Annotated in this window: 27 protein-coding genes, 1 tRNA gene and 1 pseudogene; 16 read left to right on the forward strand and 13 right to left on the reverse strand. The window is 73.7% G+C overall.

Annotated features, from left to right (window positions below; translation table 11 throughout):
* Positions 1-28 precede the first annotated feature (28 nt).
* Positions 29-223: pseudogene (locus AC5L3Z_RS12220) on the forward strand (glycosyl transferase family 1); the annotation flags it as partial.
* 774 nt (positions 224-997) lie between these two features.
* Here AC5L3Z_RS12220 and AC5L3Z_RS12225 read toward each other — a convergent pair.
* The 5 genes from AC5L3Z_RS12225 to AC5L3Z_RS12245 form a co-directional block, all read right to left on the reverse strand.
* Positions 998-1720: a CDP-alcohol phosphatidyltransferase family protein gene (locus AC5L3Z_RS12225; protein WP_494841638.1), complete on the reverse strand. Its 723-nt coding sequence runs from the start codon at positions 1718-1720 to the stop codon at positions 998-1000.
* A complete protein-coding gene (locus tag AC5L3Z_RS12230; protein WP_494841639.1) occupies positions 1695-2762 on the reverse strand; it encodes an iron-containing alcohol dehydrogenase family protein in 1068 nt (355 codons plus the stop codon). The genes AC5L3Z_RS12225 and AC5L3Z_RS12230 overlap by 26 nt, the downstream gene beginning before the upstream one ends.
* On the reverse strand, positions 2750-3481 hold the full coding sequence (locus tag AC5L3Z_RS12235; RefSeq protein ID WP_494841640.1) for a phosphocholine cytidylyltransferase family protein: 732 nt from the start codon (positions 3479-3481) through the stop codon (positions 2750-2752). Before AC5L3Z_RS12235 ends, AC5L3Z_RS12230 begins: the two co-directional genes overlap by 13 nt.
* A gap of 79 nt (positions 3482-3560) precedes the next feature.
* Entirely contained in the window at positions 3561-4331 is a 771-nt protein-coding gene (locus tag AC5L3Z_RS12240; RefSeq protein ID WP_494841641.1) for a hypothetical protein, read from the reverse strand.
* Complete coding sequence (locus AC5L3Z_RS12245) at positions 4328-4777, reverse strand: NUDIX domain-containing protein (protein ID WP_494841642.1); 450 nt, start codon at positions 4775-4777, stop codon at positions 4328-4330. Before AC5L3Z_RS12245 ends, AC5L3Z_RS12240 begins: the two co-directional genes overlap by 4 nt.
* Before the next feature lie 117 nt (positions 4778-4894).
* Between AC5L3Z_RS12245 and AC5L3Z_RS12250 the strand changes: the two genes are divergently transcribed.
* The 3 genes from AC5L3Z_RS12250 (at position 4895) to corA (ending at position 8135) form a co-directional block, all read left to right on the forward strand.
* The gene (locus AC5L3Z_RS12250) at positions 4895-5284 is read left to right on the forward strand and encodes a CBS domain-containing protein (protein WP_494841704.1); all 390 of its coding nucleotides are present in this window, start codon (positions 4895-4897) and stop codon (positions 5282-5284) included.
* Between the two features lie 157 nt (positions 5285-5441).
* A complete protein-coding gene (locus AC5L3Z_RS12255; protein WP_494841643.1) occupies positions 5442-6536 on the forward strand; it encodes an aminotransferase-like domain-containing protein in 1095 nt (364 codons plus the stop codon).
* A gap of 450 nt (positions 6537-6986) precedes the next feature.
* Positions 6987-8135: a magnesium/cobalt transporter CorA gene (gene corA / locus AC5L3Z_RS12260; RefSeq protein ID WP_494841644.1), complete on the forward strand. Its 1149-nt coding sequence runs from the start codon at positions 6987-6989 to the stop codon at positions 8133-8135.
* A 70-nt stretch (positions 8136-8205) separates the two neighbouring features.
* On the opposite strand, the gene AC5L3Z_RS12265 is transcribed toward corA, so the two are convergent.
* A complete protein-coding gene (locus AC5L3Z_RS12265) occupies positions 8206-9033 on the reverse strand; it encodes a hypothetical protein (protein ID WP_494841645.1) in 828 nt (275 codons plus the stop codon).
* An 84-nt stretch (positions 9034-9117) separates the two neighbouring features.
* Here AC5L3Z_RS12265 and AC5L3Z_RS12270 point away from each other — a divergent pair, with 84 nt between their 5' ends.
* Together AC5L3Z_RS12270 and AC5L3Z_RS12275 are read left to right on the forward strand one after the other, a co-directional pair.
* Complete coding sequence (locus tag AC5L3Z_RS12270; RefSeq protein ID WP_334533245.1) at positions 9118-9645, forward strand: peptidylprolyl isomerase; 528 nt, start codon at positions 9118-9120, stop codon at positions 9643-9645.
* 27 nt (positions 9646-9672) lie between these two features.
* Entirely contained in the window at positions 9673-10614 is a 942-nt protein-coding gene (locus AC5L3Z_RS12275; RefSeq protein ID WP_494841646.1) for a rhomboid family intramembrane serine protease, read from the forward strand.
* A gap of 8 nt (positions 10615-10622) precedes the next feature.
* Here the strand turns inward: AC5L3Z_RS12275 and AC5L3Z_RS12280 are convergent, their stop codons facing one another.
* Positions 10623-11048, reverse strand: coding sequence for a PH domain-containing protein (locus AC5L3Z_RS12280; RefSeq protein ID WP_494841647.1), 426 nt, complete (start codon positions 11046-11048; stop codon positions 10623-10625).
* A 100-nt stretch (positions 11049-11148) separates the two neighbouring features.
* Between AC5L3Z_RS12280 and AC5L3Z_RS12285 the strand changes: the two genes are divergently transcribed.
* A complete protein-coding gene (locus AC5L3Z_RS12285; RefSeq protein WP_334533236.1) occupies positions 11149-12321 on the forward strand; it encodes a thiolase family protein in 1173 nt (390 codons plus the stop codon).
* Between the two features lie 63 nt (positions 12322-12384).
* On the opposite strand, the gene AC5L3Z_RS12290 is transcribed toward AC5L3Z_RS12285, so the two are convergent.
* Positions 12385-13437 (reverse strand): GDSL-type esterase/lipase family protein, encoded by a 1053-nt coding sequence (locus AC5L3Z_RS12290; RefSeq protein WP_494841648.1) that lies wholly within the window; start codon positions 13435-13437, stop codon positions 12385-12387.
* A 164-nt stretch (positions 13438-13601) separates the two neighbouring features.
* On the opposite strand from AC5L3Z_RS12290, the gene AC5L3Z_RS12295 reads away from it, so the two are divergent.
* The 5 genes from AC5L3Z_RS12295 to AC5L3Z_RS12315 all read left to right on the forward strand — a co-directional run bounded on the left by AC5L3Z_RS12295 (position 13602) and on the right by AC5L3Z_RS12315 (position 18150).
* Positions 13602-14645, forward strand: a complete 1044-nt coding sequence (locus AC5L3Z_RS12295; protein WP_494841649.1) for a phosphotransferase — start codon at positions 13602-13604, stop codon at positions 14643-14645.
* Positions 14646-14758: 113 nt separating this feature from the next.
* Positions 14759-15271 carry a hypothetical protein gene (locus AC5L3Z_RS12300; protein ID WP_494841650.1) on the forward strand — a complete coding sequence of 171 codons (513 nt, stop codon included), beginning with the start codon at positions 14759-14761 and terminating at the stop codon, positions 15269-15271.
* 68 nt (positions 15272-15339) lie between these two features.
* Entirely contained in the window at positions 15340-16032 is a 693-nt protein-coding gene (locus AC5L3Z_RS12305; protein ID WP_494841651.1) for a response regulator transcription factor, read from the forward strand.
* Positions 16025-17494, forward strand: a complete 1470-nt coding sequence (locus tag AC5L3Z_RS12310) for a sensor histidine kinase (RefSeq protein ID WP_494841652.1) — start codon at positions 16025-16027, stop codon at positions 17492-17494. Before AC5L3Z_RS12305 ends, AC5L3Z_RS12310 begins: the two co-directional genes overlap by 8 nt.
* A gap of 56 nt (positions 17495-17550) precedes the next feature.
* Positions 17551-18150: a hypothetical protein gene (locus AC5L3Z_RS12315; protein ID WP_494841653.1), complete on the forward strand. Its 600-nt coding sequence runs from the start codon at positions 17551-17553 to the stop codon at positions 18148-18150.
* Between the two features lie 46 nt (positions 18151-18196).
* On the opposite strand, the gene AC5L3Z_RS12320 is transcribed toward AC5L3Z_RS12315, so the two are convergent.
* Entirely contained in the window at positions 18197-19795 is a 1599-nt protein-coding gene (locus AC5L3Z_RS12320; protein ID WP_494841654.1) for a ricin-type beta-trefoil lectin domain protein, read from the reverse strand.
* A 146-nt stretch (positions 19796-19941) separates the two neighbouring features.
* Positions 19942-22164, reverse strand: coding sequence for a hypothetical protein (locus tag AC5L3Z_RS12325; protein ID WP_494841655.1), 2223 nt, complete (start codon positions 22162-22164; stop codon positions 19942-19944).
* A 123-nt stretch (positions 22165-22287) separates the two neighbouring features.
* Between AC5L3Z_RS12325 and AC5L3Z_RS12330 the strand changes: the two genes are divergently transcribed.
* Together AC5L3Z_RS12330 and soxR are read left to right on the forward strand one after the other, a co-directional pair.
* Positions 22288-22995 carry a glycosyltransferase family 2 protein gene (locus tag AC5L3Z_RS12330; protein WP_494841705.1) on the forward strand — a complete coding sequence of 236 codons (708 nt, stop codon included), beginning with the start codon at positions 22288-22290 and terminating at the stop codon, positions 22993-22995.
* A gap of 71 nt (positions 22996-23066) precedes the next feature.
* The gene (soxR, locus tag AC5L3Z_RS12335; protein ID WP_494841656.1) at positions 23067-23537 is read left to right on the forward strand and encodes a redox-sensitive transcriptional activator SoxR; all 471 of its coding nucleotides are present in this window, start codon (positions 23067-23069) and stop codon (positions 23535-23537) included.
* Here the strand turns inward: soxR and AC5L3Z_RS12340 are convergent.
* On the reverse strand, positions 23524-24501 hold the full coding sequence (locus AC5L3Z_RS12340; RefSeq protein ID WP_494841657.1) for an NAD(P)H-quinone oxidoreductase: 978 nt from the start codon (positions 24499-24501) through the stop codon (positions 23524-23526). The genes soxR and AC5L3Z_RS12340 overlap by 14 nt on opposite strands.
* A gap of 219 nt (positions 24502-24720) precedes the next feature.
* Here AC5L3Z_RS12340 and AC5L3Z_RS12345 point away from each other — a divergent pair.
* Positions 24721-24807, forward strand: a tRNA-Ser gene (locus AC5L3Z_RS12345).
* A gap of 18 nt (positions 24808-24825) precedes the next feature.
* On the opposite strand, the gene AC5L3Z_RS12350 is transcribed toward AC5L3Z_RS12345, so the two are convergent.
* Entirely contained in the window at positions 24826-25179 is a 354-nt protein-coding gene (locus AC5L3Z_RS12350; protein ID WP_494841658.1) for a DUF5615 family PIN-like protein, read from the reverse strand.
* Positions 25176-25625, reverse strand: coding sequence for a DUF433 domain-containing protein (locus AC5L3Z_RS12355; protein WP_494841659.1), 450 nt, complete (start codon positions 25623-25625; stop codon positions 25176-25178). The genes AC5L3Z_RS12350 and AC5L3Z_RS12355 overlap by 4 nt, the downstream gene beginning before the upstream one ends.
* Positions 25626-25744: 119 nt before the next feature.
* Between AC5L3Z_RS12355 and AC5L3Z_RS12360 the strand changes: the two genes are divergently transcribed.
* Entirely contained in the window at positions 25745-26269 is a 525-nt protein-coding gene (locus AC5L3Z_RS12360) for a YbhB/YbcL family Raf kinase inhibitor-like protein (RefSeq protein ID WP_494841660.1), read from the forward strand.
* The last annotated feature ends 3 nt before the right edge of the window (positions 26270-26272 follow it).

A 26272-nucleotide genomic window follows, 5' to 3' on the forward strand; every position in this document is an offset into this window, starting at 1 on the left:
CGTGCCGCCGCTGCCGGCCGGCGTGGTCACCGGGACCGCCGGATGGGTGGTGCCGCCGGACCCGGCCGCGATGGCCGCCGCCTTCCCGGTCGCCCGGGCCGGCGCCGCCGCGCTCTCCTCGCCGGCCCGCCTCCGCTACGAGCAGACCTTCCACCCGGACGTGGTCACCAAGCGCCTCCTCGACATCTACGCCGGCGTGGTCCGCACCACCCACCCCGCCTGACCCGACGTCCCCGGCCACCGCGGGCCGGCCGGGCCCCGCATGCCACCCTGCCACCGCACGCCCCGGCTGGGCCCGTGCGCCGGCTGGGCCTGCGCGCCGGCTGGGCCTGCGCGCCGGCTGGGCCTGCGCGCCGGCTGGGCCTGCGCGCCGGCTGGGCCCGTACGCCGGCCGGGCCCGTACGCCGGCCGGGCCCGTACGCCGGCCGGCCCTGCACGCCGGCCGGGCCCGCACGCCGGCCGGCCCTACACGCCGGCGGGCCCCCGCGACGCCCGGCGCGCCCTGCGGGCGTGCTCGGAGGCTCGCGCCTAGCGGATGGGGACGCCTTGTGCGGGCGGGCTGGGCCGCTCGCCGCACAGGCTGGGCCCCGGTCGTCCTGGAAGGTCGGGATGCTCGCCACGCGGGACGCGCGCTGGACGACGGCGGGAAGACAGGCGTGCGCGATGTCTTCGCCCGGCGCGGCGCGCGGTGGAGACGCATGTCCCGGTGAGCGTGATACCTCAGAGGCATCAAAATGCCTGTGAGGTATCAGAGGCCAGAGCCGCCCGCCGTCGGTCCGCGCCGGGCAGGGAGACGCCCGCCGGCTGATCGCCCGCCGTGCCGTGCCGTGCAAGGTCACGCTCGATCCTGGAAACAGTGCGGTCCGACTCGCGTTGAGGCCACTACTTCCAGGATCGAGCACGATCTTGCGCCGCGCCGCGCCGCGCCGCACCGCGCCGCACCGCGCGGCACGGCACCGCTCGGCGCGGCGCGGGGTCGGGCTGGGCGAGGTCGATGTCAGCGCAGCGCGGTGCGGGCGGTGAAGGCGATGCTGGCCAGCAGGAAGCCGCCGTTGACGATCGTGAAGGCGACCACGACCCAGAAGGTCAGCGCCGGGGCGACCATCAGCACCAGCGCGGCCACGAAGATCACCGCGCCGTAGTCGCGGACCAGCTTCACCAGGCGTACCGGCAGCGAGGTCGAGGTGACCATGCTGGCGGCGTTCGGGCCGGACTGCATCACCGAGGTCACCAGGTTGACCATCCAACTGCCCGCGAAGAGCGCCACCAGCCAGGTCGGGGTGGCCGGCCGCTGCGCCACCGCGGTCGCCGCGAGGGCCGCGACCAGCGCGATCTGGGCGGCCACGTCGCAGAGCACGTCGATCCGGGCGCCCGCCGCGCTGCCCTGCCCGGTCACCCGGGCCAGCTGCCCGTCGGCGCAGTCCAGGGCGTACGCGACCTGCCAGCCGACCAGCGCGACCAGCCCGACCACCCAGGCCGGCACGTCCCCGGCGGCGACCCGGCCGGCGAGCGCCACCACGGTCACCGAGGTGGCCAGCCCGAGCACCAGGTTGGTGAGGGTCAGCGCGGTGGGACGCAGCCCGAGGCGCTGGGCGACCAGCGCGAACGCCGCGCCCAGCCACTGGCTGACCGATTCGCTGAACAGGCCGCCGCCCCGGTTGACCCGGTGGAAGTCGGCGACGGTGGGACGGGGATCAGCCACAGTGGTCGCGGATTGCATCGGCGTAGTCTGCCAGCCGCTCCCGAGTCTCGGTAGGCGACATCGCCAGGTGCTCGAGGATGGTGTACCGGTCCGGCCGGGTACGCGGCGCGAACTGCACCGCGTCGACGAACTGGTCCTCGGTCAGCCCCACGTCGTTCGGGACGACCGGCAGGTTGTGCCGCACCAGGCAGGACGTCATCTGCGCGAAGCGGGTCAGGTCGCCGCGGAGCCAGGTGCAGAAGAGGGCACCCAGGCCGGCCAGCTCGCCGTGCGACGCGGTGCCCGGGAAGAGCGCGTCGACCGCGTGCATGATCTCGTGGCAGCCGCCGCTGCACGGGCGGCTGGTGCCCTCGATCGCCATCGCGAGCCCGCTGGAGATCAGTGCCTCGGCGAGGACGGCGACGAACGGGTCGTCGCTCATGTCGCCCGGGTGGTTGATCACCGCTTCGGCGCCTGCCCTGGAGAGCGAGGCGGCCAGTCCGTCGAACGGCTCACCGCGTACCCGCCGGGCCAGTTCCCAGTCGGCCAGCGCGCTGATGTTGCTCACCACGTCGCCGATGCCGGCCCGGTTGTGCCGCTCGGGGCCGCTCTCCACGAAGTCCAGGTCGACGATCACCGCGATCGGGATGTGCACCCCGTAGGAGCCCTTGATCCCATCGGTGATCAGGCTGGCCACCGGAGAGGCGATGCCGTCGTTGGCCAGGCTGGTGGCCACCGAGACCATCGGCAGCCCGCGCCGGGTGGCCGCGTACTTCGCGACGTCTATGGTCTTGCCGCCGCCGATGCCGACCACCGCGTCGTACGAGCGGGCGCGGAGCTTGCTGCCCAGGTCGTCGGCGGCGTCCAGGGTGCCCCCGGCGACGGTGAACACGTCCGCCGAGCGCAACGACGGCCGGACCAGTTCGGCGATCCGTTCGCCCTGTCCGGGGCCGACCACCACGGCGACGTCGCCGCCGGAGGAGATCCGCCCGTCGGCGAGGATCGCCGCGAGGTCCGCCACCGCCCCCCGGCGCACGTCGATGTGCAGGGGGGTCAGCACCGTACGGGCTAGTAGCGGCACGCGATCTCCCACGCCCGGGCCAGGTCGGCGTGGTTGTCGACCTCGACCCAGGAGACGTCGCCGATCGGCGCCGCCCGCACCTCGCCGCCCCGGTCGGCGAACTCCTGGTAGCCGTCCTCGTAGTAGAGGTTCGGGTCGCGCCGCCAGGTCGTCTCCAGCGCGTCGGCGAGCGCGTCGGCGACCTGCGGCTCGATCAACGTGGCGCCGATGTACTCGCCGTACGCCTCGCCCGGGTCCATGATCTTGGTGATGCGGGTGAGCTGCCCGGCGGCGTCGAAGGTGGTCTTCATCTCCTCCTCGGCCAGCACCTTGATGGTGTCGACGGCCAGCAGGATCCCCGGGCCGCGCTCGGCCAGCAGGGTCTTCTCCACGCTCACCGGGTGCACGGTGTCACCGTTGACCAGCAGCACGCCCCGGCTGAAGTGCTCCCGGGCCAGCCAGAGCGAGTAGGCGTTGTTCCACTCCTCGGCCTTGTCGTTGTGCACCAGGGTGAGCCGGACGCCGTAGCGCTTCTCCAGCGCCGCCTTGCGCGCGACCACCGCGTCGGCCGCGTAGCCGACCACGATCACCACCTCGGTGAGCCCCACCTCGGCGAGGTTGCGCAGCGCGATGTCCAGGATGGTGGTCTCACCGTCCACCGGCACCAGCGCCTTGGGCAGGGTGTCGGTGTACGGGCGCAGTCGGCGCCCCGCACCGGCTGCGAGCACCATCCCGATCATGCGGGGTCCTCCCTCGTACGACTCCAGGTCACCGTGGAGGATAGCGCCGGGTGACGGCGGCCCTGGCGTCAACCGGGTCTCATCCGGGCAGGGCGGCCAGGTCGGCGAGGACCGTCAGCCGCTCCTCGGCGGTCAGGGCGGCGTACGGTCCGGCCGCCCGCCGGTCCGTCTCCAGCTCGATGGCGTGCCGTTCCGGCCCGTCGGGCAGTTCGACGACGCTGGCCGCGGTGTGCCCGGCGGCGGTCCACGCGGCGGCGTGCGCGTCCGCCCGGTGGTAACGCAGCGTGCCGAGCCGGTTCAGCAGCAGCACCCCGGGCGGGGTGCCCTCCGGCTCGTACGGCGGGGCCATGGTGGCGAAGGCCGCCCCCGGTTCGGCGTCCGGCTCCTCGGCGAGCAGCAGCGCGTACCCGAGCACCCGCCCGAACGCCTCGACCAGCCGCAGCACCCGGTCGTCGTGGCCCGCCCACAGCTCCTCGGTGACCTCGCCGTGGACCTGGTAGATCTCGGCGAGGAAGCCGGCGCCGCGTTCGGTGGCGGTGAAGCCGCCGTCCGGCCGGCGGGCGATCATCCCGTGCGCCACCTGCTTGTCCAGGGCGCGCTGACAGGTGGCCGGGTCCCGGTACCGGGTGACCGCGGCGAAGCCGGGCCCGTCGACCGTGCCGCCCGGGGCGGCCAGCCGGGTGCGGAACTCGACCAGGAAACCGGTGGCCGCCGGGCCGCCGTACCGTTGGCTGAGTTCGGCGCCGCCGCCGTCGCGGCCGGCGAGCATGCCGGCGACGAAGGTCCGGTCGACCGCCGGGGCGACCAGCCCGGCGAACCGGTGCGGCGCCAGCTCGACCGCGGAGTTCACAGACCGATCGACCGGAGCGCGGCGAACGCGTCCTCGGCGATCCGCCGGATCTGTCCGTCGTCGGCGAGCCGGTTCTCGTCCAGCACGGCCAGGTCCCGCTCGGTCAGCCAGCGGAACTCGGTGTGCTTGCCCACCTCCAGGCGCGGCCGGGCCAGGTCGCCGTCGACCCGGACCAGGAAGTCGGTCTCGACCCGGGGCACGCCGTCGTCGCCGGTCCAGCGGAACTCGCCGATCCGCCCGAGCACGTGCGACAGCGACCAGCCGGTCTCCTCGGCGACCTCCCGGCTCAGCGCGTCCTCGATCTCCTCGCCCGGTTCCAGATGGCCGCCGACGACGTCCCAGGCATTGGGAAAAAGTCGCCGCTCGGGGGACCGGCGCTGGAAGAAGAGGCGGCCGTCGTCGTGCACGATCAGCGCGCCGGCGCAGCGGAGAGGCTCTGTGGGCACGTCATGACAGTAGCCAGGAGGAGCCGGGCCGCGCCGATGCCCGGTCTTGTCCCGGTCTGGCCCGAGGCCCACCATGTGGGGTGACCGGGTGCCGCCGTCCCAAAGGGGTGATGCGTGATGCAGGTTCGGGAAGCTATGTCCAGCCAGGTGCTCGTCGTGGGTCCGGAGCACACGCTCCGCCAGGCGGCCCAGATGATGTCGGCCCGCCGGGTCGGCTCGGCGGTGGTAATCGACCCGGAGTCCGAAGGGGTCGGCATCATGACCGAACGTGACGTGCTGAACGCGATCGGGGCCGGTTTGGACTGCGACGTCGAGCGCACCGGGGCCCATGTGAGCTGGGACGTCGTCTACGCAGGTCCCGAGTGGACGGTGGAGGAGGCGGCCGCGGCGATGGCCCGGGGTGGGTTCCGGCACCTCGTGGTGCTCGACGGGCGGGAGGTGGCCGGGGTGATCTCGGTCCGTGACCTGATGCGGGTCTGGTCGCAGCAGCGGCTCGCGGTCGGCTGACCGCGCCGGTCCGGGGCCGCCGACGTGCTGCCGAGGTGGCCCCTGACCAGCGCGGACGAGAGCCCTGCTCGCGTCCGCTGGTGGATCTTCTGCCCGCATGTTGAACTTGGCGTGTATGCCGGTCGGACCGACCCGACCAGGCCCTAGGCTCGTGCGCATGACCGCCGAGCAGCTGATCTCGTTCGCCCGTGGCGCTCCCTCGTTGGACATCGTGGATGTCGAGGGTCTCAAGGCCGCCGCCGTCCGTGCCTTCGACGCCGACCCCGCCGGGATCACGGCGTACGGCACCTCCGTCGGCTACCCACCCCTGCGGAAGTGGATCGCCGAGAAGCACGGCGTCGAAGCCGACCAGGTGCTGATCACCAACGGCTCGCTCCAGGCGGACGCGTTCCTCTTCGACCACCTGGTGCGGCGTGGCGACGCCGTGGTGGTGGAGCGCCCGACGTACGACCGGACCCTGCTCAACCTCCAGCGGATGGGGAGCGAGATCCACGGGGTGTCGATCCAGCCGGACGGCCTGGACACCGCCGAGCTGCGCAAGCTGCTGGAGTCCGGGGTGCGACCCCGGCTGGCGCACGTCATTCCGAACTACCAGAACCCGGCCGGCGTGACCCTCTCCCTGGAGAAGCGGCGTGAGCTGCTCGACCTCGCCGCCGAGTACGAGTTCACGATCTTCGAGGACGACCCGTACGCCGACATCCGGTTCCGGGGCGAGCCGCTGCCGTCGATGCTCTCGATGGACAACCGTGGCGTCGTGGTGCACGCCTCCAGCTTCACCAAGACGGTCTGCCCGGGCGTCCGGGTCGGCTACCTGGTCGGGCCGGCGGACCTGATCGCCGGCATCGCCAAGAAGGCCACCAGCCTCTACATCTCGCCCGGCATGGTGTCCGAGGCGATCGTGCACCAGTTCTGCGTCTCCGGTGACATCCAGCGCTCGATCGAGAAGGTCAGCACGGCGCTCGGTGAGCGGGCCCGGGTGCTCGCCGAGTCGCTGCGCCGGCACCTGCCGGACGTCCGCTTCGTGGAGCCGGACGGCGGCTACTTCCTCTGGGTGGAGTTCCCGGAGGACGTGCTGGTCGACCGATTGGCTCCGGCGGCCGCCGAACGGGGCGTCGCCGTGGTCAAGGGAAGCGACTTCGTCGTCGACGGCGGTCGGCACGCGCTCCGGCTGGCCTTCAGCGCGGTGACCGCGGACCGGATCGACGAGGGCGTCCGTCGGCTCGCGGAGGCCGTGGCGGCCGTCCGAAGCTGATTTCTGTCGGGTTTCCGACAGTAGCGCGATCGCGGCCGGTCCGGGGCTCGCCTCGGGCCGGCCGGCGGCCCACAATGCTGCGAGCGTCGCTCGCCTCCCGAACGAGCGCCTGACCAGGGGGTCGGTGCCGCCACGGGACGATCGGCGGCGCCCCGCGGCCTCACCCCCGCCCCCACGGCGCCGGGTGGGCCGGGTCGCCCCCCACCCCCCCTGGCGGCGGCCCGGCCCGCCCGGCGCCACCCACTGCCCCCGCGCCACCGCCGGCCGCGCCCGGCGTCCGGGCCGGCCCGCTCCGCAGCGGCCCGGATCCGGCCGCCCCGACGCCTCGCCGGTGACGAGCGTCACCGACCCCCCGCTCCCCGGGCGCGCCTCGGCAGGTCCGGCGGCCGACCGGGGCACCGGCCACGGCGTAACCTGCAAGCCGCAGCGGCACGTGGGGAGGGGGACGCCATGACCGACCGGACGGACCAGGAACGGCCGACCACATCGCAGGCCGGACGGCCGCCCCGCCCCCGGGCCTGGGCGGCGCCGGTCCGCGCGATGTCCCGGATCCTCAACGCCGACGGCTCCCCGCGCACCCCCACCCCGACCGGCCCGGGGCGCAGCGGCGTGGTCGACTGCGCCCTCTACGTCGACGGCCGGCGCCAGCCCGGGCGGTGGCACTACGCCGACGCGCTGGAGGCCGCCCGCAAGGAGCGCGACGCGTTCGTCTGGATCGGCCTGCACGAGCCGGAGCTGACCGAGATGTCCGCCATCGCCGAGACGTACGGACTGCACGAGCTGGCGGTCGAGGACGCGGTCAAGGCCCAGCAGCGCCCGAAGCTGGAGCGCTTCGGCGAGGTCGCCTTCCTGGTCCTGCGGACCGCCCGTTACTGCGAGCACACCGAGCTGACCGAGTACTCCGAGGTGGTGGAGACCGGCCAGGTGATGCTCTTCATCGGGCCGAACTTCCTGATCAGCGTCCGGCACGGCGACGCCTGCCGGCTCGGCGCCGTCCGCGCCGACCTGGAGACCCGACACGACCTGCTGGTGCACGGCCCGTGGGCCGTCGCGTACGCGGTGACCGACCGGGTGGTCGACCTCTACCTGGAGGTGGCCGACCGGCTGGAGGACGACCTCGACGTGCTGGAGGCCGACGTCTTCGACCGGCAGAGCACCGGGCGGATCCAGCGGATCTACCAGATGAAGCGGGAGCTGGTGGAGTTCAAGCGGGCGGTGATCCCGTTGCAGCGGCCGCTGATGACCCTCACCGCGCAGGCCAACCGGGAGGTGCCGGAGGAGGTGCGGCGCTACTTCCGGGACGTGCAGGACCACCTCAGCCGCACCGTCGAGCAGGTCAACTCCTACGACGACCTGCTGAACTCGATCCTCCAGGCGCGGCTGGCCCAGGTCACCGTCGACCAGAACAACGACATGCGCAAGATCGCCGCGTGGGCCGCCATCGCCGCGGTCTGGACCGCGTTCGCCGGGGTCTACGGGATGAACTTCGAGAACATGCCCGAGCTCGGGTGGACGTACGGCTATCCGGGCGTGCTGGCCCTGATGCTCGCCATCTCGCTGGCGCTGTACCGCTGGTTCCGCCGCAACGGCTGGCTCTGACCGCCGCACCGAACCCCGGACACGCCGGCGGCGCGGGAGTCGCCTCCCGCGCCGCCGGCGATGTCCCTGTTCAGCGTCGGCTGTTGGACTTCGCCGTGCCCTTGCCGAGTGCCTTGCTCACGTCGTCCGCCGGGCGGCCGGAGACGTCCGTGGCGCCCTCGGCGACCGACGGGACCTTGTCGTTGCGCTGGATCACCGGCTGCGCGCCGGGGGTGGTGGTCGAGGCGCTGTCGCCGCCGGCCACCGCGGAGCTGCCCGCGCCGGTCGGGCCACCGGCCGTGCCCGCGCCGCTGGACATGGTGGAGGAGTCGGTCACCTTGCCACCGTTCGCCGACGGCGTCTGCACCACCAGCGTGTCGACCTCGTCGCTCACCGGGTCGACGCCGCGGGTCGGGTCGTACTCGGCCCACTCCTGCTGCTCGCGGCGGCGGCGCATGGCCATCGCCCCGGCCACCCCGGCGACCGCACCGGCGGCGAGCAGGCCGGTCAGCATCCCGCCGGACCTCTTCTGCTTCTTCTTCTTCATGTTCTTGGCCTTGACCTTCTTGTTGACCGCGGCCTGCTTGGCGGCTGCGGCCTTCCGGCCGGTCACCACCTTGCCCGCCGCCTCGGCTTGGGCGTTGCGGACCGCGAGGGCCAGCGGCGCGAGGGCCGCGACCGTCGACGCGAAGCCGGTGGACGCCCGGTCCCGCACGACGACGGCGGTCGGCGCGACGGCGACCCGGGCTGCCTGGACCCGCGGGCCGACCGTGGCGCCGGCACCCTTCGCCGCGTGCGTCGCGGCCTGCTTCAGGTGACCGATGCCCTGGTTGAGCTCCACCCTCGCGAGCTGTCCCTGGGTCTTGCGCCGCCCGATTCCAAACACGGTCCCACCTCCTGGGAGTTGTTCCTTCGTCATCCTCCACCTTCGGATGCCTCCGCACTGCCAGATCGGGCACATGGGAGGATCCGCATGGAACTGACCAACGAGTGAGGAGTACCCGTGGCCGAGGCTGTCTACGCCACCTTGCACACCAACGCTGGCCCGATCCGGCTGGAGCTCTTCGGGAACCACGCGCCGAAGACGGTCCGCAACTTCGTCGACCTGGCCGAGGGCAACAAGGAATACACCGACCCGCGTACGGGTCAGCCGGGCAGCGGGCCGTACTACGACGGCACCATCTCGCACCGGGTGATCAGCGGCTTCATGGTCCAGATGGGCGACCCGACCGGCACCGGCCGGGGTGGCCCGGGCTACAAGTTCGCCGACGAGTTCCACCCGGAGCTGCGCTTCGACCGCCCGTACCTGCTGGCGATGGCGAACGCCGGGCCGGGCACCAACGGCTCGCAGTTCTTCATCACCGTCTCGCCGACGCCGCACCTGAACAACCGGCACACCATCTTCGGCCAGGTGGCCGACGAGCAGTCGGCGAAGGTGGTCGACGCGATCGCGAACACCCCGACCGGTCCGAACGACCGGCCGCTGCAGGACGTCGTGATCGAGCGGGTCGAGATCGAGCGCGCGGCCTGATCGCCCCCGCGAGGTACCTTTGCACGCATGACTGAACGCCCCGGTCCGGCCAGCGACGCCACCGGTGGGTCCGTGCCGACCACTCCGGTCTGCTACCGCCACCCCGGCCGGGAGACGTACGTCCGGTGCACCCGCTGCGACCGGCCGATCTGCCCGGACTGCATGCGGGAAGCCTCCGTCGGCCACCAGTGCCCGGAGTGCGTGAACGAGGGACGCCGCAGCGTGCGGCCGGCGCGTACCGCCTTCGGTGGCGGTGCCGCCGGCCGCCGCGGCCTGGTCACCCGCACCCTGATCGCGTTGAACCTGCTGGCCATGGTGCTGTCGATCCTCAGCGACCGGGGCGGCGACTCGATGGCCGGCGGCTCCGGCCTCGGCGGCCTGCTCGGCGGCGGCACGCCGCTGACCCAGTGGGGCGCGGTGCTCGCGCAGTGGCCGCCGCAGTTCCCGATCGAGGGCGTCGCCACCGGTGAGTGGTACCGCCTGGTCACCGCGATGTTCCTGCACTACGGCCTGGTGCACCTGCTGCTGAACATGTGGGCGCTCTGGGTGCTGGGCCGGGACCTGGAGGCCCTGCTCGGGCCGCTGCGCTTCCTGGCGCTCTATCTGGTCGCCGGTCTCGGCGGCAACGTCGCGGCCTATCTCTTCAGCCACCCGAACGACGCCTCGGCCGGCGCGTCGACCGCCATCTTCGGTCTCTTCGCCGCCGTCTTCCTGATCATGCGCCGGCTGGGCCGGGACACCTCCGCGATCGTGCCGATCCTGGTGATCAACCTGATCTTCACCTTCACCGTGCCGGGCATCTCCGTCCCCGGGCACATCGGTGGCCTGGTCACCGGCGCGGCGATGGGCTGGGTGCTGGCGTACGCGCCGCGGATGCGGCGATCGGTCTTCCAGGCCGCCGGCACGGCCGTCATCGTGGTCGCGCTGCTGGGTCTGGTGCTCGTACGCACCGCCATGCTGAGCGGCTGAGTCGCCGGTCAGGGGCGGGCGGCCCGCAGCTCCTCCGCCACGTCGGCCGGCGGGGCGTCCAGGTCGTACCGGCCGAAGAGGTGCAGCGACTCCCCGGCGTCGATCTCCAACGTCTCGGCGGCGAGGCCCAACCGGGTACGCCGCTCCACCGTGATCGACTCCACCGCCGCCCAGGGCAGTCGCCGCCGGCCGGCGTATCCGTGGATCACGGTGAGACCGTCCGGGTCGACGGCGAGGCGTACCGGGGCGAGCAGGTCGCGCAGCGCCCACCCGGCGAGTCCGACCGCGGCCGCCACGGCGAGCACCACCTGGACCGGGTCGCCGTCGGCGAAGAGCAGGCCCAGCAGGACCAGGGCGACCGCGCCGACCAGCTTCGCCACCGGCAGGGCCGCCGGCACCCGCCACTGGCGGGCCGGGGACGATGGGGTGTGCACGCCTCCAGCATGCCAGGGCGGTGGCGGCGCGACCCGGGGGCGGACGACCGGCCGCCGGAGGACGTAGGATCGACGCAGCCCAAGTTACCGGGGAGTAGTCATGAGTGACGCAGTCATCGTCGGCGCGGTACGCACCCCCGTCGGGCGGCGCAAGGGCAGCCTCGCCGCCGTCCACCCGGTCGACCTCTCGGCGCACGTGCTGCGCGCCCTCGCCGAGCGCACCGGGATCGAGCCCGGCCAGGTCGACGACGTGGTGTGGGGCTGCGTCTCCCAGGTCGGCGAACAGTCCTGGAACATCGCCCGCAACGGCGTGCTCGCCGCCGGCTGGCCCGAGTCGGTCCCCGGCACCACCCTCGACCGGCAGTGCGGCTCCAGCCAGCAGGCGCTGCACTTCGCCGCCGCCACCGTCGCCTCCGGTCAGGCCGAGCTGGTGGTCGCCGGCGGCGTGGAGTCGATGACCCGGGTGCCGATGGGCTCCAGCGTGGGCGGGGGCATGCCCTTCAGTGACCAGCTCCGCGACCGCTACCGGGGCGTCGAGGGCTTCGCCGACGACCAGCCGCTCCCGTTCAACCAGGGCGTCGGCGCGGAGCTGATCGCCGCCCGCTGGCACTTCTCCCGTACCCAGCTCGACGAGTTCGCGCTGGCCAGCCACGAGAAGGCGGCCGCCGCCCAGGACGCCGGCGCGTTCGACCCGGAGCTGGCCCCGGTGGCGCTGGCCGACGGCGGCAAGTTCGCCGCCGACGAGGGCATCCGCCGGGACACCTCGCTGGAGAAGCTCGGCGAGCTGAAGACCCCGTTCCGGTCCGACGGCGTGGTCACCGCCGGCTCCGCGTCGCAGATCTCCGACGGCGCGGCTGCGCTCGCCGTCACCACCAGCGAGTGGGCCAGCCGGCACGGCCTGCGCCCGTTGGCCCGCATCCACACCGCCGTGGTCGCCGCCGACGACCCGGTCACCATGCTCACCGCGCCGATCCCGGCCACCGCGAAGGCGCTGCGCCGCGCGGGGCTGGGGATCGAGGAGATCGGGGTGTACGAGGTGAACGAGGCGTTCGCCCCGGTCCCGCTGGCCTGGCTGGCGGAGACGGAGGCGGACCCGGAGCGGCTCAACCCGCGCGGCGGGGCGATCGCCCTCGGCCACCCGCTCGGCGCCAGCGGCGCCCGGATCATGACCACGATGCTCCAGCACATGCGTGACAACGGCATCCGGTACGGCCTGCAGACCATGTGCGAGGGCGGCGGCATGGCCAACGCCACCATCGTCGAGCTGCTCTGACGGGTAAGGAAGGGCTCCTTGTTGACGCCAGGCGTCAACAAGGAGCCCTTCCTTACACACCGGTCAGCCCAGGACGGTGGCTGTGGTGGACGGGCCGGGCAGTCCGGTCATCCGACCCTTCGTCGGCACCACCCGGAACTCCACCGGGCCCGGGGCAAGGAGCTGCGCCGTCCAGCTCGTCCCGCTGACCGGGTAGGGCAGCCGGGTGAAGACCGTCTCGCCCGCGCTGATCACCTTCTGCTCGATCAGGTAGCCGGTGGCACCCGGGCTGGCCGCCCAGGTCAGCATCGCGGCGTTGGTCTGCGGGGTCACGGTCGGCTTGGCACCGGCGCTGGTCCACTGCACGAACGACGGCCGGGTCCCGTACGGGCTGCCGACGCCCAGAGTGCTCAGCGCGTCGGTGAACGCGGCGGCGATCCGCACCTCACCCGTGGCGTCCGGGTGGGTGCCGTCCCAGGTGTGCACGCTCGCGTTCCAACCGGCGTCGGTGGCGGCGGTCAGCACCCGCGAGGAGGAGGTGTTCAGCTCGGCGGCCAGGGCGTCGAGCCGGGCGTTGAGGTCCGCGGTGTTCGCCACGCTCTGCGGGACCCCGGCCCACAGGTCGTACCGGGACAGGGTGTGGCCGATGACGACGTCCACCCCCGGCCGGGCCGACCTCGCGTTGCCGATGAACTCCCGCATGTCCTGCGCGACCTGAGCCGGGGTGGACCCCTGGAACTCCAGGTCGTTGATGCCGAGCAGGACCAGCAGGACGTCCGGGGTGGCGGCGGAGACCCGGCTCGCGATCACCGTCTTCTCGTCCGAGAGCCGCCGGCCCCAGATGGCCTCGTGCTGCCGGTCGAAGGAGGCGTCCCGGTAGGCCTGAGAGCCCTGCTGGCCGGTGACGTTGTCGTAGAGATCGGTGCGTGGACCGACCAGGTCCACCGCGCCGGGCGCGGTGACCGCCAGCTTCTTCGCCAGCCGGTAACGCCAGGTGAAGTCACCGGCCGACCCCTGGCTGATCGAGTCGCCGACCACCATCACGCGGGTGGCCACGGCGTGGGCGGGTTGCGGTGCGACCACCAGCGCGGTCGCGGTGAGCAGGAACGGCAGCAGGGCACGCCAGAAGGTGCGCATACGACCCCCGTATCGATGCAGCAGAATATCGACCGGAACGCTAGCAGCCGTCGGCCCGCGCCGTGGTCAGCCGATCGGTCGCCCCGCCGACCCCGCCGGGCGGTGGCGGGCACGCGGAGAAATCACCTCGCGCGGAAACCGCTGCGGGCCCTAGATTGCGCCGGGTGAGCGCTGAGACCCCGTACCCCGGCTGGACCGACCCCGACCTGCGGCAGGCGGCCCTCGGCTGGGTGACCGATCAGCTCGGCCGGCGGGGCCGGCGCGTCACCGGCCCGGTCGAGCCGCGACAGCGTCCCTGGTCGCTGGTCTGGCGGGTGCCGACCGACGCGGGGGACGTCTGGTTCAAGGCCAACAACCCGGGCACCCGGCACGAGGCGGCGCTCCTGGCCGCACTGGCCCGGCTCGCCCCCGGCCGGGTGCTCGACCCGATCGCGGTCGACGCCGGCCGGGGCTGGTCGCTGCTGCCCGACGGGGGCGAGTCGCTGCGCGACGTGCTGGGGCGGGACCGCGACCCGGCCCGCTGGGAACGGGTCCTGCCGGAGTACGCCGACCTCCAGCTCACCATGACCCCGTACGCCGACGAGCTGCTCGCCCTCGGGGTGCCCGACCACCGGCCCGAGGCGCTGCCGCGGCTGTTCGAGGCGCTGCTGGACGACGAGGAGTCGCTGCTGCTCGGCGCGGAGGACGGACTCGCCCCGCAGGCGCACGACCGGCTGCGCGCCCAGCGCGCCACGTACGCCGAGCGGTGCCGGCGGCTCGCCGAGATCGGCGTCCCCGCCACCGTCCAGCACGACGACCTGCACGACGGCAACGTCTTCGTCGCCGCCGCCGGCGGCCACCGCTTCTTCGACTGGGGGGACGCCTCGGTCGCCCACCCCTTCGGGACCCTGCTGGTGACGCTCCGCTCGGTCGCCCACACCTTCGCGCTGCCGGTCGGTGACCCGACGCTGACCCGGCTGCGGGACGCGTACCTGGAAGCCTGGACCGACCGGTACGACCGGGCCACCCTGCGGGAGGCCGTCGACCTGGCGCTGCCCGTGACCACGGTGAGCCGGGCGCTGTCCTGGCGGCGGGCCCTCGACACGCCCGATCCGGCCCGCGCCGGGTACGTCGCCGCCGTCCCCGGCTGGCTGGAGGAGCTTCTCGCACCGCCTCCGGTGATCCCCGACGCATCGCCCACCGTGGAGCCGCCGCGGGCCGCCGGGTAGCGACCGACGCCGGGGTGGCGACCGTCGCACACCCGGTGCGACGAACGCCCGTGGAACTTCCAAAATGTGGCAGTGACCCACATCACGCCTGGTGACGGCTCGTTTACCAGGGCATGGACGTGTTCTCGCGAACGTTCCTCCCGGCCGCCGCCGAGACCGGACTGGCGGTCCAGACGGTGAGCCGGCACATGCCGGTCTTCCGGCAGTGCGTCGGCTCCGGCGACGCGACCATCCTGGTCACCCGGTGCAGCCGACCCGACCACCCGGTGGGGGGCGAGTACCTCCTCCTGCTCACCCACCGCCGGATGGTGGTCACCCAGCAGACCCGGGTGCTGCACCGGCTCCGTCTGCACCTCAACGCCGAGCTGCGCGAACTCAGCAACGTCACCTGGAGCCCCGACCCGCGGGCCCAGACCGTCGAGCTGTCGGCCACCGCGATCGACGGGGCCCGCGAACGGTTCGTCATCCGTACCCAGCACCCGAAGCAGGTGTGGCAGCTCGACACGCTGCTCCACCACGCGTTCCGCACCCGGCTGCGCACGCCCCGGGAGCGGGTCGTCGCCACCATCGGTGAGCCACCGGCCGTCGCGCCGGGCGCCACACTGCGCCCCGTACCGGCCCGCTGACCTCATCCTTACCTGACCCGAACACGACCGCGCATCCGTGGTGACCGTCGGTCGGTCATCATGGCCCGGTGACCGTCGACGCTCCGCAGCGCGGGCTCGTCCTCGTGGTGGAGGACGAGCCGGCGATCGCCGACCTGGTCCGGCTCTACCTGAGCCGGGAGGGCTTCGGCGTACACCTGGAACGGGACGGCGACGCCGGCCTGGCCGCCGCCCGCCGGCTGCGCCCGGTCGCCTGCGTACTGGACATCACCCTGCCCGGGCTGGCCGGCACCGAGATCTGCCGGCGGTTGCGGGAGGCGGGTGACTGGACCCCGGTCATCTTCCTCACCGCCCGCGACGACGAGGTCGACCGGATCGTCGGACTGGAGCTGGGCGCCGACGACTACGTCACCAAGCCGTTCAGCCCCCGCGAGCTGGTGGCCCGGGTCCGCGCCGTGCTGCGCCGCACCGCCGGTGCGCCGGAGGGGGCGCAACGACCCCGGGTGGTCGGTCCCGTCACCCTCGACCCGGCCCGCCGCACCGTCACCGCGGCCGGCACGCCCGTCCAGCTCACCTCCACCGAGTTCGACCTGCTGGCGCACCTGATGGCCCGGCCCGGCCGGGTCTTCACCCGGGAGGAGCTGCTCGCCGGCGTCTGGGGGTACGCCGCCCACGCCGGCACCCGCACCGTCGACGTGCACGTCGCGCAGGTCCGGGCGAAGCTCGGCCCGGCCAGCGTCATCCGCACCCACCGTGGCGTCGGGTACGCCGCCGATGGCTGACCCCGGCCCGCCGCAGCCGCACGAGCCCACCGTCGCGCTGCCGGTGATCGGGCCCGGCCCGGCGCCGACCGCCCCGCGCCACCGGTTCGGCCGCACGCTGACCGCCCGCGCGGTGCTGGTCACCTGCGCGGTCGCGCTGGTCTCCGTCCTGGTCACCGCGCTGGTCGCGGTCCCCCTCGCGGTGCGCGGCGTGGAGCGACGCGACCAGGACGCGCTGGCCGCCCAGGCCCGGCTCGCCGCGGACGTGCTGCGGGTCCGCCCCAGCCGGCAGCGCGACGCCGCCGGTGACCGGCTCATCCGCCAGCTGCGCCAACAGCGGATCGAGGTGTACGTCGTCCGCGGCGGCACGGTGGACCGGCCCGGGCTGCCCCGGCAGGTGGTGAACCGGATCTCCGCCGGCAGGGAGGTCTCCGGCCGGCGGCTCGTCAACGGGGAGCGGGCCCTGGTGGAGGGACGGCCGCTGCCCGGCGGGGACGGCGTGGTGCTGACCCGGGCCGCCACCGAAGGCCCCTGGCGTCAGGTGCTGCGCAGCCTCTGGCTGCCCCTGCTGGCCGGGCTCGCCGCCGGGGTGGTGGCCGGGCTGCTGCTCGCCCGGCGGCTGGCCCGCCCGATCCGCGTCGCGGCGACCGCCGCCGCCCGGCTGCGCGCCGGCGACCGCGCGGTACGGGTACCGGTGGAGCCGCCCGACGAGGTGGCCGACCTGGCGTACGCGCTGAACGGGCTGGCCGCCGCGCTGGCCACCAGCGAGGGGCGGCAGCGGGAGTTCCTGCTCTCCGTCTCGCACGAGCTGCGCACCCCGTTGACCGCGATCCGGGGCTGGGCCGAGGCGCTCGCCGACGGGGTGATCGGCGGGGACGAGACGCCGGGCACCGGCCGCACCATGCTCGCCGAGGCCGAACACCTGGACCGGCTGGTCAGCGACCTGCTGGCGTTGGCCCGGCTGGAGGCGGCGGACTTCCCGCTGGAGCCCGTGCCGGTCGACCTGACCCGACTCGCCGCCGACGCGGCGCGCACCTGGTCCGACCGGTGCGCGGCGGTCGGGGTGCCGTTCCGCGCCGAGTTGCCCGACGCGCCGGTGCCGGCGTACACCGATCCGGGGCGGATCCGGCAGGTGGTGGACGGGCTGCTGGAGAACGCGCTGCGGGTCGTACCGCCGGGTGCGCCGGTGGTGCTCGCGGTCCGGCCCGCCGGAGCCGGCCCGGCGGCCGGCGGGGTGGTGGAGGTCCGGGACGGCGGGCCCGGCTTCACCGACGACGACCTGGCGGTGGCCTTCGAACGCGGCGCGCTGCACCAGCGCTACCGGGGGGTGCGCAAGGTGGGCAGCGGGCTGGGGCTGGCGCTCGCCGCCGGCCTGGTCCGCCGGCTCGGCGGACGGATCACCGCCGGGCACGCCGCCGAGGGTGGGGCGGCGTTCACCGTCGTGCTGCCCCCGGATCCTTACCCGACCCGAACATCGACCTGACCTTCCGCCCATCCCGCCGGGCGACGCTGGGTACACCACGGACGAGAGGAAGACCAATGGCACGTCAGGGAACTGTCATCGCCACCACGTCGCTGCTCGCGGCGCTCGCGCTGGGCGTCGCCGGCTGCGGGCCCGCCGACCGGTCGCCGGGCGCGGCGAAGGAGGCGGCCGTCGAGGTGGCCGCGGCGCTGGGCGCGGAGGGACAGGCGCTCACCGCCATGGGCTTCGAGGCCGGGGAGCTGGACCTGGCCGCCGCGCCCGCGCCGTCGTCCGCCGCACCGGAGGCGTCCACCGGCCCGCGGGACAGGGCGGGCGAGCGCGGCGACGAGTGGCGCAAGCGGCGGCAGGCCCGGGTGCTGCTCCGGCAGAACACCCTGCACGGCGAGGTGGTGGTGAAGACCCGGGACGGCGGCACGAAGACCGTGGTCGTGCAGCGCGGCGAGGTCACCGCTATCGACGGCGACTCGGTCACCGTGAAGTCCGCCGACGGTTTCACCCTCACCTGGACCTTCGGCGACAAGCTCCGGGTGGTGGAGCGGCGCACCACGATCGCCTCCAGGGACATCGAGGTCGGTACGACGGTCGGCGTCGCCGGTGCCCGGGACGGCGAAGCCAGCGTCGCCCGGCTGATCGTGGTCCCCGCGAAGCAGAAGTGAGGCGGCGGGAGCGGCCGTCCCGTGAGGGACGGCCGCTCGTCGTCGGTCAGTAGACGCGGGAGCCGATGAAGTCGTCGTGGCCGTACCCGACCGGGTTCGCGAACGACCGGGACTCGAACGACCACTGCTGGCGGGTGCTGGTGGAGCAGTTCGCCAGCCGCAGCCGCGGGGTGCCGAACCACGGGTTGTCGAACGCCACGCAGAGGTTCGTCGCGCCGGCCGGCTTGAGCTGGTTGCCGGCCAAGACGAACTGCTGGGCGGCGCTGCCGTTGCAGTCGTAGACGTTGACCGCGGTACCGGCAGTCAACGATCCGCCCGCGACGTCGAGGCAGCGGTCGTGGGAGAGCTCCGAGTGCAGCGACCGGCGGGTCGGGTCGTACCAGAAGCCCTGGTTGCGACCGCCGTGACAGCCGTACGACTGTTGGGCGGTGCCGTTGCGTGAGTCGTAGCCCTTGCCGTCCACGCAGGTGCCGGTGGCGGCGTTGCGGAGCTGCTTGAACTCGAACAGCCCGCCGTAGAGCACCCCGCTGCCGGTGCTGGCCGGGTCGACGCAGGTGGCCCGCGCCTGGCCGGAGTTCCAGAACTGGGTGATGCACTGGGCGAACATGCCGTGCCCCCGGGCGTTGGGGTGGAACGACTGCCGTGCCGCGTTCTCGTCCCAGATGCCCACCTCGATGTAGAGGCCGCGCACCGAGGTGTTGTCGGTGCACACCTCGTGGCCGTGGAAGAGCCGGCTGGCGTCCAGGTAGCGGGTGCCGGTCTCGGTCGCCGCGGCCCGCAGCGCCGACTCGAAGAGCGGCACCGCCTTGTTCCGGGCGAACGCCGCGTCGGCCAGGTAGAGCAGGCAGCCGCCGCTGTACCAGCCGGGGAAGTTCGGGTTGTCCTCCACGTCCGGGCTGCCCGGGCTCGGGTACGACATGAGCACCAGCTCGTAGTCGGCGCTCCGGTAGCCGGCCCCGGTCATGGTCTGCCGGATCGAGGTGAGCGCCTCGGTGACCGCGCGGCGACTGCCGTCGGTGCGGATGGTCCACTGGTCGGTGTAGGTCGGGTAGCAGGGGCCCTGGAAGAAGACCCGGCGGATGGTGCAGTCGGTGGCGACCGGTCCGAACTGGATCGTGCCGTCGCCGTTGGCGCCGACCACCACCCAGATCAGCTTGACGTGCGTGTTGCGGGCCTTGATCGCCAGGTGGTCGCCCTGGTTGAGCTCGTTGTGCTGGGTGGGTCCGCCGGCGATCAGGTTCCACGGGGTGGCCCCGGAGCAGGCGAGGTTGTACTGGGTGTCCGACGGGATGCCGGTGCGGAACACCGCCTGGTCGTACGAGCGGTCGCACCAGTTGCCGGGCTGGTGGGTGCCGGGGACGTAGTTGCCCACCCCCTCACCGGAGATCTCGCTGTCGCCCATGGTCACCAGGGCGGTACGCCGCTGCTCCAGCGGCCGGATCTCCGGCGAGCCGTAGAGCGCGGTGGCCTCGGCGGCCCGGACGGCTTCGAGGTGGGACGGGAGCGGCTGGACGGTCGGACGGTCGTCGGCGGTGGCCGGGGACGCCGGGCCGAGGAGCATCGGCAGGACGAGGGCGGCGGCGGAGACGACGGCCAGGGTGTGCCGTCGGACCGCCGGTGCGCGCCTGGTGGGGGTGCCAAGCATCGACGCACTCCTTTCCGATTCGATCGCGGGACGTCGATCGAGTTACCGGAAGGTAACGCGTGGCAACGAGGTATGTGAATGTCTCTCGGAAAGGTTTCCGCCATCTGCGCGCCGGACCCCGGCTCCGAGCGCCGGCGGCGGGTGGGTCAGGAGGTCGGGGGGAGGGCGTAGCCGACGTAGCCGCGGTATTCCAGGCGCCAACCCGTCGGCACCAGCTTCAGGCAGGCGGCGCGCGGTCCGGTGCAGACGATCGCGTCGACCGAGGCCGGATCGGCGGGCGGCCGGTCGGGCAGCACCGACTGCAACGCCACCAGCTCCGGCGACCGGCCGTCGGCGTCGCGCAGCAGCAGCCACCAGGGGTACTCCCAGTTGTCGTTCTGCTGCGCCAGGCCGATCCGGCGGGCATCGCTGGCCCGTACCGCCTCGGCCGCCCAGCGGAACTCCTCCGCCCACTGCGGGCGACGCAGGAAGCGGGTGTCCCACTCCGCGGTGGTGAAGACCGACCCGGCGCCGACCAGCCGGCGCGGGAAGCCGTACGACAGGGCCAGCACGCCGGAGAGCGCGGCGGTGGCCAGCACCGCCACCGCCAGCCCGGCCGCCACCGGTCGCCGGCCCGGGGCGGACCGGCGCCGGAACAGCGCGTCCAGCCAGAGACCGGCCAGCGGTACGGCCAGCACCAGCGCGTAGAGCAGCAGCCGGTTGCCCCACGGCTGCCACTTGATCATCGCGGTGTGCAGCCCGACGGCCACCACCATCGTCGCCGCGTACGCCCGCAGCGGCCCCGGACCCCCGGGGCTGATCCGGGCCGGGCGGGCCAGCGCGAACACCGCCCCGAGCAGCGCCAGCGACCCGGCGAGGGGAAACGCCACCCGGTCCTCGTCCGGATACCAGGCCGGCACCGGGAAGACCTCGCGGCCGAACGTGATCGCCCGGTCCTGCGGGTCGACGCCGACCGCCCGGGAGCCGTCCATGATCGCCTCTGCGGTGCCGGCGCGCAGCGGCGGCAGCGGCGTGTCGAACGCGGTGTGCCCGATCCGCAGCGCGTTGACCAGGATGGACAACGGGTCGTGCCGTTCCATCGGGATGGACTCGCGCAGTCGGGGCGGGCCGAGCGGGTGGCCGAACTCGGCGGTCACCCGGGCCAGGAACGGACCCACCACCAGCGCCGCGACCAGCAGCACCAGCAGCGAGCCGGCGACCGTGCGGAGCACCCCGCCCGCCGGTCGGGGGGACCGCCGGGCACCGGGTACGCGGTCGTCGGCAGGCCCGCCGTCGGTCGGGGCCGGCCGGAACGCCAGCCGGAGCTGCGCGACGCCCCAGAGCACCAGCATCGGTCCGACCGCGATCAGCCCGCTGGTCTTGGTCAGCGCGGTGAGCCCGGTGGCCGCGCCGAGCGCCAGCACGGCGCCGAGGCCGGCGCGGTGGCGCAGCCCGTCCAGGGCCAGGGTGGCGGCGCAGCCCGCCCAGGCGGCGGCCACCAGGTCGGTCTGGGTGCTGGTCGCCTGGAGCGCCACCATCGGCGTGGTGGCGACCAGGAACGCGGTGAGCAGCTGGGCCCGCCGCCCGCCGCCGAGCTGGGCGGTGATCCGGGTGGCGACCAGCAGGCAGCCGATCCCCGCCGCCCACTGCACCAGGTTGTGCAGCGCGTCCCCGCCGGTGAACAGGCGCAGGTGCAGGAGCAGGTACTCCGCGCCGGGCGGGATGGTCACCTGGCGGTGGATGGCGGTCGGCCAGAACTCCAGGCTGTGCTGGGCGACCCAGTGCTCCACCTTGGGCAGGTGGTAGGTCTGCGAGTCGAAGTTGTTGGGCTCGGCGAGGAGCGCCACGAGCAGCTCCACCAGCACCACCCCGAGCACGCTGCCGGCGAGCAGCCGCTCGCCCCGGCCCGCCGTACGCCGGAAGTCGGCCAGCCGGGCGGTCCAGCCGGCCAGCGCCGACGCGACGCCGCCGCGCGCGGAGGTCGGGACCGCCGCTCCGGCGGCGTCGGGGTCCGGCAGGGACGCCGGGACCGGGCCGGTGTGGCCGGACGGGTCGGCGGTGGCCGCGCCCGCGCCCACCAGCGCCTCCCGGCGGGCGGTGGGGACGGTCGCGCCCCGGTGGACGGCCGCCCGGCCGGGCCGCAGCCGGGCGCCGGCCGCGACGGCGACCAGGAAGAGCAGCCACGCCGCGGCGAGGGCCGGCAGGGTCAGCGCGCGTGCCGCGCCGAGCACCTCCACGGCCAGTACGGCGAAGACGCCGGTGGTCAGCGCGGCCCGGACCACGGCCAACCGCAGCGGCGCGATCCGGTCGCGGCGCGGACGGAGAACCCGGGTGAGTACGACGAGCGCGGCGACCGGCGCCGCCACGAGCATCCAGCCGGCTGCCGACATGGGCGGAAGTAAACACCATGTTCCTGACGCCCGGGCGCCCGCCGGGCCCCGTGGCGGACTCCGCGCTGCTCAGCAGCCAGGCTAGGCTAGGGGCGACTTGCTGTCGCCACCGTGGAGATTCCCGTGAAGCTCTCGATCCTCATGCCGGTCTACAACGAGGAAGAACGCATCGCGGATGCCCTCAAGCAGGCACTGGCCGTCGACTATCCGTGCGAGATCGAGCTGGTCGTGGTCGACGACGGCAGCCGGGACGGCACCGGGGAGATCCTCGGGCGCGCGGACGACGCCCGGCTGCGGGTGATCACCCACCAGCGCAACGCCGGCAAGGGCGCCGCGATCAAGACGGCGGTCGACAGCGCCGACGGCGAGTACATGGTCATCCTCGACGCCGACCTGGAGTACGACCCGCAGGACATCCCGCGCCTGCTCGACCCGGTGCTCGACGGCCGGGCCACGGTGGTCTACGGCAACCGGACCTTCGGCAGCCACAGCGCCTACAGCTTCTGGTACGTGATGGGCAACAAGGGCGTCACGATGGCGGCGAACGTGCTGTTCAACTCCTACATCGGCGACCTGGAGACCTGCTTCAAGCTGATGCCGGTCGAGCTCTACCGCTCCCTCGACATCCGCTCCCGGGGCTTCGGCATGGAGGCCGAGGTCACCGGCAAGCTGCTGCGCCAGCGGATCCGCCCGTACGAGGTGCCGATCAGCTACCGGGCGCGCGGCCGCGAGGAGGGCAAGAAGATCACCTGGAAGGACGGCGTCGAGGCGCTCTGGATCCTCGGCCGCGAGCGCACCCGCCGCCGCCCCCTCGGCTCGGCCCGGCGCTGACGGCGGTGGCGGTGGTGGTAGCCACCCGGCTAGCCTGAAGTTGAAGTTCACTTCAACTCAAGGTGACCGTGATGCAAGAGGCTCTCACCATCGGGCAGCTCTCCGCCCGCAGCGGCGTGGCCCAGTCGGCGCTGCGCTACTACGAACGGCTCGGCCTCATCCGCGCCGAGCGCACCGGCGGCAACCAGCGCCGCTACGCCCGCACCGAGCTGCGCCGGGTGGCCTTCATCCGGATCTCCCAGCAGGTCGGCATCTCGCTCGACGAGATCCGCGAGGCGCTGGACTCGCTGCCCGCCTCGCGTACCCCCACCCCGGACGACTGGGCCGCCCTCTCCCGCACCTGGCGGGAGCGGCTGGACGAGAAGATCCGACTGCTCGGCAAGCTCCGCGACGACCTGGACGGCTGCATCGGCTGCGGCTGCCTCTCGTTGCAGCGCTGCCACCTCAACAACCCGGGCGACTCGCTCTCCGGGGAGGGGCCCGGTGCCCGGCTGGTGCTGCCCCGGCCCGCGCAGCCGGACGGCCACGTCACGACCTCGTGAGCAGCACCTTGCCCAGGTGGTCGTTCGACTCGACCAGCCGGTGCGCCTCGGCCGCCGCCGTCATCGGCACCCGCCGGTCCACCACCGGCCGGATCGCGCCCGACTCCACCAGCGGCCAGACCTGCTCCCGGACGCCCCGCACGATCGCCGCCTTGTCCTCCAGCGGGCGGGACCGCAGCGCGGTGGCCGCCACCGTGGCCCGCTTGGCCAGCAGCGCGCCCAGGTCCAACTCGCCCTTTCGCCCGCCCTGCATGCCGATCACCACCAGCCGACCGCCTTCGGCCAGCGCCGCCACGTTCCGGCCCAGGTAGGAGGCGCCCATGATGTCGAGGATGACGTTCGCGCCCCGGCCGTCGGTGACCCGACGGACCTCCTCGACGAAGTCCTGCTCGCGGTAGTCGACGGTGTGCGCCGCTCCCAGCTCGCGCAGCCGCTCGTGCTTGGCCGACCGGGCGGTCGCCACCACCGTCGCGCCGAGCGCCGCCCCGAACTGGATGGCGAAGGTGCCGATCCCGCTGCCACCACCGTGCACCAGCAGCGTCTCGCCGGCGGCCAGCCGGGCCTGCCGGGTGACGTTCGACCAGACCGTGCAGGCCACCTCCGGCAGCGCCGCGGCGTCGACCAGGTCCACGCCGGCCGGCACCGGCAACAGCTGCCCGGCGGGCACCGCCACCCGCTCGGCGTACCCGCCGCCGGCGAGCAGCGCGCAGACCTGCTGGCCGACCTCCCACCCGGTCACGTCGGAGCCGATCGCGGCGATCACCCCCGAGCACTCCAGACCCGGGTACGCGGGCGCGCCCGGCGGCGGCGGGTAGTGCCCCTGCCGCTGCAGCAGGTCGGCCCGGTTCACCGCGCTGGCCCGCACGTCGACGAGCACCTCGCCCGGGCCGGGCTCGGGGTCGGGCACCTCGGCCCAGACGAGTGCCTCGGGTCCACCGGGTTTCGGGATCGTGATCGCGCGCATGGCCCAGTCTTACCCGATCCGCCCCTTCGACCACGCCGGGGCGCGGATTTCGTCCACGTGCCTGCCGCCGGGCCACAGTGGACGGCTGAGTGAGGCCTGGCCTGGTGTCGGGGTAACCCACGTCGAGCCGGCGCGGTCGCCGGGCCGGGGAGGTCTGCTCGCCCGCGGCGCGCCCGTGGCAGACTAGGCAGCGGTCGCGCACCTGCGGGTGGCGGTCCGGGAGGGTTCGCCTAGTGGCCGATGGCGCTGGTCTTGAAAACCGGTAAGGCAGCGATGTCTTCGTGGGTTCGAATCCCACACCCTCCGCTCCGGTCCGGACGCCCGTCACGTGGCGTCGAGCCAGGTCACACCCTCAGCCGGAGGCAGCGCCCCGGTCGTCAACACGGCGTCCAGTGCGGTGGCGAGCCGCCCCAGCCCGTTGCGGGTTCGGGGAAACCGGCGGGCCGAAACGAGAATGATCCCGGCGTGCGACGCCAGCGGTGCCAGCCGGGCGAAGTCGCGGACGTTCTCGGTGACGACACAGCGCTCGTGGCGGGTGGCCCAGGCCAGGACGTCTTCGTCCGAGCGGGACGACAGACCCACCTCGACGTCGAGTGCCGCCAGGACGTCGTGTCCCAGCTTGCGAAGTTCCCTGGCCAGTGCCGGCGGATACATCTCGTCGAGCAGCAGGCCGGTCATGCGCTTCGGCGCTTCAGCAGCCCCTGTTCGGCCCGCCAGAGGCGTTCCTCCCGCTCGGCCGCCTCGTGGTTGGCCCGGATCAGCTGGTCGATCTCGGCGGAGTAGGTGGCGTAGTAGCGCAGGGCCGTGGCGATCTGCTCCCGGCCGAGCCCGGTGACCTCCATCAACTCGGCCGCCAGTTCCTCGCCCTCCAGGTCCGGGGATTCGCCCTGTACCGCGTGGAGGGCGCCGACCACCTCCCAGACGTCGGGCCCGCCGTTGAGGGCGGCTCGCCGACCGGCGGGCCCGGACCGGAAGATCACTCCCGGGTGCTCGTAGGTGCGCAGCGACTCGTCGACGAACATGTTCGCCACCGACGAGGAGGAGGAGCCGGGGTGTTCGCGGACGTACCGGTCCAGGCGGGCCAGGACCGTGTCGTCGAAGCGTACCGAGCGGGGACTACCCATGACTACAGTGTAGTCGTTTGGAGAGAGTGGGCAGGACCCGGATACGGGGCGTTTCCGGTTCGACGGGCCGCCTCGGCGGGGTAAGAAGGGACGACAACGCCGTACCGGAAGGACCCCCGATGACCCTGGAACGACCGATCGCCCCGGACCCGTACGAGCTGCTGCCGACCGTTCCGTCGTTCAACCTGACCAGTGACGACGTGTACAACGGCGAGCCGATGGACGCGCGGTACGCGCACGGCGGCGAGAACGTCTCCCCGCACCTGGCCTGGTCGGACTTCCCGGCCGGGACGAAGAGCTTCGTGGTGACCTGCTTCGACCCGGACGCCCCCACCGGGAGCGGCTTCTGGCACTGGGTGCTGGTCGACCTGCCGCCGTCGGTGACCGAGCTGCCGACCGGGGTGCGGGAGGTCGACCTCGGCGGCGCGTTCAGCGTCCGCAACGACTACGGCGACACCGGGTACGGCGGCGCCGCCCCGCCCCCCGGTGACCGCCCGCACCGCTACGTCTTCGCCGTGCACGCCCTGGACGTGGAGCGCCTCGGCGTCGACCGGAGCGCCACCCCGGCCTATGTCGGCTTCAACCTCGCCTTCCACACCCTGGCCCGGGCGGTCATCCGCCCGACGTACCAGATCAAGGAGTGACGC

It is taken from the genome of Micromonospora sp. LZ37 (assembly GCF_059359015.1).